The 10,940-nt window shown below is 65.3% G+C and carries 6 protein-coding genes and 2 pseudogenes; 5 read left to right on the top strand and 3 right to left on the bottom strand.

The genetic code is table 11. From position 1 onward, the window contains the following. The coding region (locus EN738_RS22475; protein WP_148669472.1) for an alcohol dehydrogenase catalytic domain-containing protein at window positions 1–695 on the bottom strand (695 nt) is incomplete at its 3' end. A 261-nt stretch (window positions 696–956) separates the two neighbouring features. Here EN738_RS22475 and EN738_RS22470 point away from each other — a divergent pair. The 3 genes from EN738_RS22470 (at window position 957) to EN738_RS22460 (ending at window position 7,638) form a co-directional block, all read left to right on the top strand. Next, complete coding sequence (locus EN738_RS22470; RefSeq protein WP_127285634.1) at window positions 957–2,969, top strand: acetyl/propionyl/methylcrotonyl-CoA carboxylase subunit alpha; 2,013 nt, start codon at window positions 957–959, stop codon at window positions 2,967–2,969. A gap of 92 nt (window positions 2,970–3,061) precedes the next feature. Further along, entirely contained in the window at window positions 3,062–6,586 is a 3,525-nt protein-coding gene (dnaE, locus tag EN738_RS22465) for a DNA polymerase III subunit alpha (RefSeq protein ID WP_127285633.1), read from the top strand. A 41-nt stretch (window positions 6,587–6,627) separates the two neighbouring features. After that, the gene (locus EN738_RS22460; RefSeq protein WP_127285632.1) at window positions 6,628–7,638 is read left to right on the top strand and encodes a methyltransferase; all 1,011 of its coding nucleotides are present in this window, start codon (window positions 6,628–6,630) and stop codon (window positions 7,636–7,638) included. A gap of 31 nt (window positions 7,639–7,669) precedes the next feature. On the opposite strand, the pseudogene EN738_RS22455 reads toward EN738_RS22460, so the two are convergent. Beyond that, window positions 7,670–8,551: pseudogene (locus tag EN738_RS22455) on the bottom strand (DMT family transporter). Window positions 8,552–8,723: 172 nt separating this feature from the next. On the opposite strand from EN738_RS22455, the gene EN738_RS22450 reads away from it, so the two are divergent. Beyond that, window positions 8,724–9,227, top strand: coding sequence for a hypothetical protein (locus EN738_RS22450; RefSeq protein ID WP_127285631.1), 504 nt, complete (start codon window positions 8,724–8,726; stop codon window positions 9,225–9,227). A gap of 20 nt (window positions 9,228–9,247) precedes the next feature. On the opposite strand, the gene EN738_RS22445 is transcribed toward EN738_RS22450, so the two are convergent. After that, entirely contained in the window at window positions 9,248–10,576 is a 1,329-nt protein-coding gene (locus EN738_RS22445) for a DNA polymerase IV (protein WP_127285630.1), read from the bottom strand. A 65-nt stretch (window positions 10,577–10,641) separates the two neighbouring features. Here EN738_RS22445 and EN738_RS22440 point away from each other — a divergent pair. Next, window positions 10,642–10,940: pseudogene (locus tag EN738_RS22440) on the top strand (GNAT family N-acetyltransferase); the annotation flags it as partial.

Here is a 10,940-nt window from a genome sequence, read left to right as displayed (position 1 = left end):
ATGCCGAACCGCTCGCCCCTCGGCTTCTTGTCGTTGTTCAAATCGACGCCGATGATCATGTCGGCGCCCGCAAGCTTCAGGCCCTGGATGACGTTGAGGCCGATGCCGCCGAGGCCGAAGACCACGGCGGTGGCGCCTTGCTCGACCTTGGCGGTGTTGATCACCGCGCCGATGCCGGTGGTGACGCCGCAGCCGATGTAGCAGATCTTGTCGAACGGAGCGTCGGGATTGACCTTGGCCAGCGCGATCTCGGGCAGCACGGTGAAGTTGGAGAAAGTCGAGCAGCCCATATAGTGGAACAGCTTGTCCTTGCCGATCGAGAAGCGTGACGAGCCGTCCGGCATCAGGCCTTGCCCCTGCGTGGCGCGGATCGCGGTGCAGAGGTTGGTCTTGCGCGAGAGGCAGGACGGGCATTGGCGGCATTCGGGCGTGTAGAGCGGGATGACGTGGTCGCCCTTCTTGACCGAGGTCACGCCCCTGCCGACGTCGACGACGATGCCGGCGCCTTCATGGCCGAGGATCGCCGGAAACAGGCCTTCCGGATCGGCGCCCGACAGCGTGAACTCGTCGGTGTGGCAGATGCCGGTCGCCTTGATCTCGACCAGCACCTCGCCGTCGCGCGGCCCTTCGAGGTCGACCTCCATGATCTCCAGCGGCTTTCCGGCGGCGACAGCAACAGCGGCGCGCGTTTTCATGAGGCAGTTCCTCCCAAGGCAATAGACAATCTCTGATGTGGCCGGCTTGTTGAGCCTGCCCGGCGAAGCGAAATGCCCGCCAGCCCTCCGCAATGAGCCACGCGCCACTCTACAGAGTTCGGCGACGGCGGCCAACTTCCTTGCGACGTTTTTCGGCGCGGTATTCGCAATCCGGGCAGGGCGGATGCTCGTCGCCCGGCCACTTGAGCCATGGCGGGATTGTCCATAGAACTGGTTTCTCGCCGGAGGAACGACGCCCGAATGTTCAAGAAGATCCTGATCGCCAATCGCGGCGAGATCGCCTGCCGTGTGATCAAGACGGCGCGCAAGATGGGGATTGCCACCGTCGCGGTCTATTCGGACGCCGATCGCGACGCCGTGCATGTCGAGATGGCTGACGAAGCCGTGCATATCGGGCCTTCGCCCGCGGCGCAAAGCTATCTGCTCGCCGACAAGATCCTTGCCGCCTGCAAGCAGACCGGAGCGGAGGCCGTGCATCCCGGCTATGGCTTTCTTTCCGAACGCGCCGCCTTCTGCGAGGCGCTGGAGAAGGAAGGCATCGTCTTCATCGGCCCGAAGCCCAAGGCGATCAGGGCGATGGGCGACAAGATCGAATCGAAGAAATTCGCCAACGAGGCGAAAGTGTCGACAGTGCCCGGCTGGCTGGGCGTCATCGAGAACGCCGACCATGCCGAAAGAATAGCCGGCGAGATCGGCTATCCGGTGATGATCAAGGCCTCGGCCGGCGGCGGCGGCAAGGGCATGCGCATCGCCTGGGGCGAGGCGGAAGTGCGCGACGGCTTCGATCGGGCGCGCTCGGAAGCGAAAAGCTCGTTCGGCGACGACCGAGTCTTCATCGAGAAGTTCGTGGTCGATCCGCGCCATATCGAGATCCAGGTATTGGCCGACGCGCATGGCACTGCGCTCTATCTCGGCGAGCGCGAATGCTCGATCCAGCGGCGCAACCAGAAGGTGGTCGAGGAGGCGCCGTCGCCATTCCTCGACGCCACGACCCGAAAGGCGATGGGCGAGCAGGCGGTGGCGCTGGCCAGGGCCGTCGACTACCAGAGCGCCGGCACGGTGGAATTCATCGTCGACAGCGAAAAGAACTTCTATTTCCTTGAAATGAATACGCGATTGCAGGTCGAGCACCCGGTGACCGAGCTCGTCACCGGCATCGATCTGGTCGAGCAGATGATCCGTGTCGCCGCTGGCGAGAAGCTCGCCATCAAGCAGAGCGACGTGAAACTGAACGGCTGGGCGGTGGAAAGCCGCCTCTATGCCGAGGATCCGTACCGCAATTTCCTGCCCTCGATCGGCCGGCTGACGCGCTATCGGCCGCCGGAGGAGGGGACGTTCGGCGATGTGGTCATCCGCAACGATACCGGGGTCACCGAAGGCTCCGAGATTTCGATGTTCTACGATCCGATGGTGGCCAAGCTTTGCACCTGGGCGCCGACCAGGCTCGAGGCGATCGACGCCATGTCGGAGGCGCTCGACAGTTTCGTCGTCGATGGCATCGAGCACAACATTCCGTTCCTGGCGGCGCTGATGCAGCATCCGCGCTGGCGGGAGGGGCGACTGTCGACCGGCTTCATCGCCGAGGAATATCCGCACGGATTCGCGCCGATCGCGCCGGACGCCGAAGAAAAGGCGGTGCTGGCGGCGGTCGCAACGGCGATGGAACTGCTGCGCCGCGACCGGCTCGACCGGCTGAGCGGACGGCTGGCGCCGCATTCGGGCATCCTCAAGCGGGACTGGGTGGTCAAGATCGGCGCCGACTACCTTTCGGCCGCTGTTCTCGAAGGCATGGTCTCGATCCCCATGGAAGTCGATCTGTCGATCGATGGCGGCAAGCCGCTGACGGTGGCGTCCGACTGGCGGCCGGGCGATCTCATCTGGCGCGGCACGGTCGGGAGCAACACGGTCGCGGCACAGGTGCGCCCGGCGCTGAACGGCTTGCGCATCGCCTGGAAAGGCATGTCGGTGACGGCCCAGGCCATGCTGCCGCGCACCGCCGAGCTCGAAAGGTTGATGCCGGAAAAGCTGCCGCCGGATACGTCGAAGATGCTGCTTTGCCCGATGCCGGGCCTCGTCGTATCGATCGCCGTCGCCGAGGGACAGGAAGTCAAGGCCGGCGAGACGCTGGCCGTGGTCGAGGCGATGAAGATGGAGAACGTGCTGCGCGCCGAACGCGACCTCACCGTGTCCAGGCTCAACGCAAAACCGGGCGACAGTCTCGCCGTCGATGCGGTGATCATGGAATTCGCCTGACCTGTGCACAGGAGATCGCTGGACTCGCATCCCGCGCTCCCGGACAATACATCTGCACTGATTGTTGAGTCCTTTCGAGCGACGCGAGCCCCATGGCGGATGAACGACTTCCACGCGACCCGTTGCTGCGCGAAGCAGCGGTAAAGGAAGCGCGTCCGGAAACGCCGGCGCGGCCGTTCATCCATCTGCGCGTGCACTCTGCCTATTCGCTGCTCGAAGGCGCCTTGCAGCTCGGCGCCATCGTCGGCCATGCGGTCAAGGACGAGTGCCCGGCGATCGCCGTCACCGACACCAACAATCTGTTCGGGGCGCTGGAATTCGCGCAGAAGGCGGTGAAGGACGGCATCCAGCCGATCCTCGGCTGCCAGATCGATCTCGCCTTTTCCGGCGAGGCGGGCGATGGCCAGCGCGACCGCCGCCGCCAGGGGCCGGAGATGCACGCCGTCGTGCTGATCGCCGCCACCGAGGCCGGCTACGCCAATCTGGTCAGGCTGATCAGCCGGGTCTATCTGGAAACGCCGCCCGGCGAGCCGGTGCACCTGACCAGCGCGATGCTCGAGGGACAATCCGACGGCTTGATCTGCCTGACCGGCGGTCCGCGCGGTCCGATCGGCCGCGCCTTGAAGGAGGACCGCCGCGACCTCGCCGAGCAGCGGCTGCTGACGCTGAAGGCGATGTTCGGCGATCGGCTCTACGTCGAGCTGGAGCGGGTCCAGGGCTACGACCGCATGATCGAGAAATCGACGGTCGACCTTGCCTACAGCCACGATCTGCCACTAGTCGCCACCAACGAGGCGTTCTTTTCCAGGCGCGACGACTATGAGGCGCATGACGCGCTGGTCGCCATCGCCGAGGGTTCGGTGGTCGCCGCCGACAATCGCCGGCGGCTCTCGCCGGACAATTTCCTGCGCAGCCAGGCGGAGATGGCGAAGCTGTTCTGCGACCTGCCGGAAGCAATCGACAACACGGTCGAGATCGCGCTGCGCTGTTCCTACTATCCGAAGAACCGCAGCCCGATCCTGCCGCGCTTCACCGGCGGCGATATCGCCGACAAGGATGCGGCGGAGAAGGCGGAGGCGGCCGAGCTCGCCCGCCAGGCGCGCGAGGGGCTGGAGGCGCGGCTGGCCGCGCACGGTCCGACGCCGGGCTATACGGTCGAGCAATATCGCGAGCGGCTCGATTTCGAGCTCGGCATCATCGAGAAGATGAAATTCCCGGGCTACTTCCTGATCGTTGCCGACTTCATCAAATGGGCGAAGTCGCAAGGCATTCCGGTCGGGCCGGGACGCGGTTCGGGCGCCGGTTCGCTGGTCGCCTATTCGACGACCATCACCGATATCGACCCGCTGCGCTTCTCGCTGCTGTTCGAGCGCTTCCTCAATCCCGATCGCGTCTCGATGCCTGACTTCGACATCGACTTCTGCCAGGACCGGCGCGAGGAGGTGATCCGCTACGTCCAGCAGAAATACGGCCGCGACCAGGTCGGGCAGATCATCACCTTCGGTACGCTGCAGGCGCGCGCGGTGCTGCGCGACGTCGGCCGCGTGCTGCAGATGCCTTATGGCCAGGTCGACAAGCTCTCCAAGATGGTGCCGCAGAATCCGGCCAATCCGGTCAAGCTGGCGGACGCCATCGCCAACGAGCCGCGCTTCGCCGAGGAGGCGGAGAAGGAGCCGATCGTCCAGACGCTGCTCGATACGGCGCAGAAGCTCGAAGGCCTCTATCGCCATGCCTCGACGCATGCCGCCGGCATCGTCATCGGCGACCGGCCTCTGTCGGAACTGGTGCCGATGTACCGCGATCCGCGCTCGGACATGCCGGTCACCCAGTTCAACATGAAATATGTCGAGCAGGCCGGGCTGGTGAAGTTCGATTTCCTCGGCCTCAAGACGCTGACCGTGCTGGAGACAGCGGTGAAGCTGATCCGCCGTCGCGGCATCGACATCGATCTCGCGACGATCCCGCTCGACGATCCCGATACCTACGCCATGCTGTCGCGCGGCGAGGTGGTCGGCGTGTTCCAGGTGGAAAGCGCCGGCATGCGCAAAGCGCTGATCGGCATGCGGCCGGACTGCATCGAGGACATCATCGCGCTGGTGGCGCTCTACCGCCCCGGCCCGATGGAGAACATCCCGACCTACAACGCCCGCAAGCATGGCGAGGAGGAGATGGCCTCGATCCATCCCAAGATCGACCATCTGGTGAAGGAGACGCAGGGCGTCATCGTCTACCAGGAACAGGTGATGCAGATCGCGCAGGAGCTTTCCGGCTATTCGCTCGGCGAAGCCGACCTTCTGCGCCGCGCCATGGGCAAGAAGATCCGCGCCGAGATGGACAAGCAGCGCGAGCGCTTCGTCACGGGCGCGGTCGAGCGCGGCGTCGGCAAGCCGCAGGCCGACTTCATCTTCGATCTTTTGGCGAAGTTCGCCGACTATGGCTTCAACAAGTCGCACGCGGCGGCCTACGCGGTCGTCTCCTACCAGACCGCCTACCTCAAGGCGCACTATCCGGTGGAATTCCTGGCGGCGTCGATGACGCTCGACATGGGCAACACCGACAAACTGGCCGATTTCCGCCAGGATGCGCTGCGGCTCGGCATCGAGGTGGTGGCGCCGTCGGTGATGTCGAGCTTCCGCCCCTTCGAGGTCGGCCAGAACAAGATTTTCTATTCGCTGGCCGCGCTCAAAGGCGTCGGCGACGCGGCGGTCGAGCATATCGTCGCCATGCGCGGCGAAAAGCCGTTCAAGAGCCTTGCCGACTTCTGCGAAAGGGTCGATCCGAAGATCGTCGGCAAGCGCGTCTTCGAAAGCCTGATCATGGCCGGCGCGCTGGACTGCTTCGGCCATGACCGCGCCGCCATGATGGCCGGCGTCGAGCGGATGATGGGGCTGGCCTCTCTGGCGCAGCAGAATGCAGTCTCCGGCCAGGCCGACATATTCGGCGCCTCGCTCGGCGCCCAGTCGCAGGCGCTCAATTTGCCGGCGACCGAACCGTGGCTGGCCGCCGACCGGCTGCACCGCGAATTCCAGGTGGTCGGCTTCTATCTCTCGGCGCACCCGCTGGACGAGTACAAGGCGGCGCTGCAGAAGATGCGGGTGCAGAACTGGGGCGAGTTCTCTGCCGCGGTCAAGCGCGGTGCCGCCGCCGGGCGACTCGCCGGCACGGTCACCACCAAGCAGGAGCGCAAGACGCGCACCGGCAACAAGATGGGCGTGGTGCAATTTTCCGACACGACGGGGCAATACGAGGCGGTGCTGTTCTCCGAAGGCCTGGCGCAATTTCGCGACATGCTGGAGCCTGGCCGCTCGGTGGTGATCACGGTTTCGGCCGAAGACAGGCCGGAGGGCATCAACCTACGCATCCAGACGGTGCAGTCGCTGGAGGATGAGGCCAGCCGCATCCAGAAGGCCCTACGCATCTTTGTCAGGGACGATAGGCCATCGTCGATCATTCAGGCCCAGCTCAAGCAGCGCGGCGACAGCCAGGTCAGCATCATCCTTCTCAAGGGAGAGGCGCAGGGCGAGATCGAGATCGATTTGGGTCGTTACCGCGTCTCGCCGCAAATCGCGTCCGCCATGCGCGCGGTGCAGGGCGTGGTGGAAGTGGAACTTATCTAGGAGAAGCGGTACCATCTCCACGCCTGCGGATGGGGGGAGGCATGGACCCGCGAACAGCCGCTTTCGAAGTGATACGCATGGTCAATGAGTACCGGGTGTCGCAAGCGATCTCGGTCGCGGCGATGCTCGGCATCGCCGACCACATCAAGGATGGCAAGCGCTCGGCCGTCGATCTCGCGAGCCTGACCGGCACCCATCCACGCGCGCTCTACCGCTTGCTGCGCGCGCTCGCGGCGGCCGGCTTATTTCACGAGGCGGAAGACGGGCAGTTCTCGCTGACGCCGCTCGGCGGCGCCTTGCGCTCCGACGCCGAGCATTCAGCCGCCCCCTGGGCGGCGTTTGTCGGCCGGCCTTACTATCGGCAGGCGTGGAGCGATCTGCTCTACAGCATCCAGAGCGGCAGGAATGCGTTCCGCCACGCGCATGGCAAGGGCGTCTGGGAATACCGGGCCGAACACCCCGAGGAATCCGCCATTTTCGATCTTGCGATGGCGGCGAACTCGCGCGGCGTCGCGGCGGCGATCCTTGCGGCCTATGATTTCTCGCGCTTCCCCGTCATCATGGATGTCGGCGGCGGGCAAGGTGCGCTGCTCGCCGAAATCCTCGCCGCCAATCCCGGCAGCCGCGGCATTCTGTTCGACCAGCCGCATGTGGTGGCTGCGGCCGGCCGGGTGATGGCCGAGAAAGGCGTGGCCGAGCGTTGCGACATCGTCGGTGGAGATTTCCTCGCGGCGCTGCCCGCAGGGGCGGACGCGCTGCTGCTCAAATGGATCCTGCATGACTGGGACGACGAGACCAACATCTCGATCCTGAAAAATTGCCGCAAGGCAATGCGCGCGGACGGGAAGCTGCTGGTGTTCGAGGCCGTGCTCGCGCCGCCCAATCAAGGGGCGACGGCCAAATTCGCAGACCTCAACATGCTGGTCGCGCCTGGCGGCGAGGAGCGCACGGCCGAGGAGTTTCGGTCGCTGCTGGCAAAGGGCGGCTTCGAGGTCGCCGATATCATCGAAGCGGGGCCACGCATCAGCGTTATCGAGGCGAGGCCGGTCTGATGTCGCGGAGGTGGCGCGCAGCGCCGCGCCGCTATGAAGCGGCGATCTCGGCCGGCTGCGGTGCCTTGCGCTGCAGGTTGAGCAGGTTGCCCGTCAGGATCAGCAGTGCGCCGCCGGCGGTGAAGACATCGATCTGCTAGTGGTAGAGCAGCCATCCGATCAACGCCGACAGCGGCACGCGCAGGAAATCCATAGGCGAGATGAGTGTGGCGTCGGCATGGGTAAGGGCGCGGGCCATGCAGAAATGCGACGACATGCCCGTGAAGGCGATCACCACGATCCACGGCCAGAGCTCGAGCGGCGGGTTGCGCCATTCGTAGAGCGCCGGAGCCAGGCCGAGCACGGACTGGATGATGAGCATCCAGAAGATGATGCTGACGACGCTGTCGGTGCGGGTCAGCGACTTGACCAACACCACGGAGGTACCGAAGCAAACCGCTGCGCCCAGTACGATAAGCTCCCCCAGATTCATGGAGCCTAGCCCCGGCCGTACGATGATGACCACGCCGATCAGCCCGAGCACGATCGCCGCCAGCCTTGGCCGCGAAAGCTTCTCGCCAAGGAAGCTGACGGCGAGGATGGCGGTCCAGATCGGTGTCGTGAACTCGATCGAGATCAGCACCGCCAGCGGGATCAGGGTGAGCGCGTAGAGCCAGGCGGCCTGACCGGAATAGTGGACGATGTTGCGGGCAAGATGGGCGAGCGGACGCTCGGTGCGCATCGCGGCGAAGCCGCCGCTCATCATCACCAGCGGCAGCAGGATGAGGAAGCCGATGACCGAGCGCAGCTCCAGCACCTGGAAGACGTTGAGCTCCGCCGTCGTGGCGCGGCCGGCGACCGACATCGCCAGGAACGAGGCGATCGACAGCGCCATCCAGAACGCGGCCTTGGGGATCGAGGGAGCGGGTGCCATGCGCGCTATGTCGCAAGCCGGACCTTCGAGGGCAACCGCTAGTCGGCGCATTCGACTGGGCCAGCCGCGTTAAAAAACAGTCACGTTGAAGGCGGAACCTGGGGGCGCCGCGGGCGTTCGAGTCCCTGTATCCGCGCTTAGGCATTTCCGATTCTACCGGGGGAGACCTTCGATGAAATCAATGATGCTGCTTCTGCTCGCCGGCGGCCTGACCGCCGTGAGCCCCGCGCATGCCGACGATGCCGATTTCCTGCGCTCGTTCCAGGGCAGTTTCGCCGGCAACGGCACCGTCAAGGTGACCACCAATGCGCCGACGGTGAACGTCTCCTGCACCTTCAATTCCGGCGCGACGTCGACTTCGCTGTCGCTCGACGGCAATTGCCGAGGTCTCGTGCTGGTGACGCGGGCGATCAGCGCGGATCTGAAATCCAACGGCAAGGGCTATACCGGCGTTTATGTCGGCTCCCGTACCGGGCCGGCGCAGTTGAATGGCAAGCGGTCGGGCAATGCGCTCAGCCTCGCAATCCGATGGGCCAAAGAGGTGAATGGCGACCGGACAGCGCGGCTAACCGTCGAGAAGACGAGCGGGGACGGCATGCGGCTCACCGTGACAGACGCCGATCCGAAAACCGGCAAGACGGTGGTGACAAGCCGGATCGATCTAAAACGCACGTGAGTGGCGGAAGCCGGATTCGATCACTCCTCGATCGGCTCCGGCGGATTGGCGCCGCGGCCCCTGCCGAACGTATAGCCGGTTTCCACGGCCTTCTTGCCGAACTTGTCGCGCAATGAATCGATGGCGCCCTCGGCCAGCGCGCGCTTGCGCGACTGGATGTCGACCAGGTCGGGCGGGTCGGCCTTCCCGTCATCGGACAGATCGCTGACGCCGATGCCGAGCAGCCGGAACTTCGTCCCGTCGGCTTCCCGGCGCAAGAGGTCGAGGCCGGTCTGAAAGATCCGGTCGGCCAGGCGCGTGGGATCGCCAAGCTGGCGGTTGCGCGTGCGGAGCTTGAAGTCCTGTGTCTTCAGCTTCAGCACCACGGTGCGCCCGGCAATGCCCGACTTCTTCAGCCGCGCCGAGACCTTTTCCGACAGCGCCCGCAGCACCGGCACCAGTTCGGCCAAGGCGCCGATGTCGGTGTCGAAGGTGGTCTCGGCCGACACGCTCTTGGCGTCGCCATCCGGGTCGACCCGGCGGTCGTCCTCGCCGCGCGAGAGCCGGTAGAGCCGGTCGCCCATCACGCCATAGCGGCGCATCAGCTCGACCCGCTCCATGCGCTGAAGCTGGCCGATGCTGCGGATGCCGTCGCGTTCCAGCGTGGCGGCGAAGGCCTTGCCGACGCCCCAGATCATCGTCACCGGCTGTTCGGCCAGGAAGCCCATCGCCTCGGCTTCGCCGATCACCGAAAAGCCGCGCGGCTTACGGAAGTCGGACGCCACCTTGGCGAGGAACTTGCAGTAGGAAAGACCGGCCGAGACGGTGATGCCGAGCTCCTTTTCCACGGACAGCGCGAAACGCGCCAGGACGAGGGCAGGGGGCATGCCGTGCAGGCGCTCGGTGCCGGCAAGATCGAGGAAGGCCTCGTCGATGGAGAGCGGCTCGACCAGCGGCGTCAATGCCTGCATCAACGCGCGGACTTCGCGCCCGACCCGGACATATTTCTCCATGTCGGGAGGAATGACCACCGCCTCAGGACAGGCTTCCAGCGCCTTGAACATCGGCATCGCCGAACGCACGCCGTGGATGCGGGCGATGTAGCAAGCGGTGGAGACGACGCCGCGCCTGCCGCCGCCAACGATCACCGGCCGGTCCTTCAGCGCCGGATTGTCGCGCTTTTCGATGGCGGCGTAGAAGGCGTCGCAGTCGATATGGGCAAGATGCAGCCGGTAGAGTTCGGCATGGCGGGCAAGCCTGGGGCTGCCGCAACGCTCGCAGCGACGTGCATCGCCGCGCTGCAAGGCCAGGCAGTCACGGCAAAAACCGTGTTCGGGATTGTTGACAGGAGCCGCCATTGCTGCGAACATAAAGAGAACAAACGCAATGGTACGACAGCGCAGGGCAAGCAACAAGGCTGGCCTGGGGAGAACGCATGAGCACGACCATCGCGCCGCTGGCGCCCGAGCTCTGGGCGGATTTCGAGGATCTTTTCGGCAAGCAGGGCGCCTGTTACGGCTGCTGGTGCACGCATTTCCGTTTGGCGCCGGCGGTACGACGGGCCAACGACAAGCAGCGCAACAAGGACCATATCAAGGCGCGCATCGAAGCCGGGCCGCCGCCGGGTTTACTGGCTTTCGAGGATGGCAAGGCGGTCGGCTGGATGCAGATCGGGCCGCGCGCCGACGTGCCCGAATGGAACAACCAGGGCAGGGGGTCGGCGCCGGTCGATCC

The organism is Mesorhizobium sp. M4B.F.Ca.ET.017.02.2.1 (assembly GCF_003998955.1).
GTDB lineage: Bacteria > Pseudomonadota > Alphaproteobacteria > Rhizobiales > Rhizobiaceae > Mesorhizobium > Mesorhizobium abyssinicae.
The sequence above is the reverse complement of the archived record's forward strand: the minus strand, read 5'-3'. Positions and strand labels throughout refer to the sequence as shown.

Coding starts and splice junctions, on each gene's coding strand:
- EN738_RS22470 (WP_127285634.1), top strand. CDS start 957: ATGTTCAAGAAGATCCTGATCGCCAATCGCGGCGAGATCGCCTGCCGT.
- dnaE (WP_127285633.1), top strand. CDS start 3,062: ATGGCGGATGAACGACTTCCACGCGACCCGTTGCTGCGCGAAGCAGCG.
- EN738_RS22460 (WP_127285632.1), top strand. CDS start 6,628: ATGGACCCGCGAACAGCCGCTTTCGAAGTGATACGCATGGTCAATGAG.
- EN738_RS22450 (WP_127285631.1), top strand. CDS start 8,724: ATGAAATCAATGATGCTGCTTCTGCTCGCCGGCGGCCTGACCGCCGTG.
- EN738_RS22445 (WP_127285630.1), bottom strand. CDS start 10,576: ATGTTCGCAGCAATGGCGGCTCCTGTCAACAATCCCGAACACGGTTTT.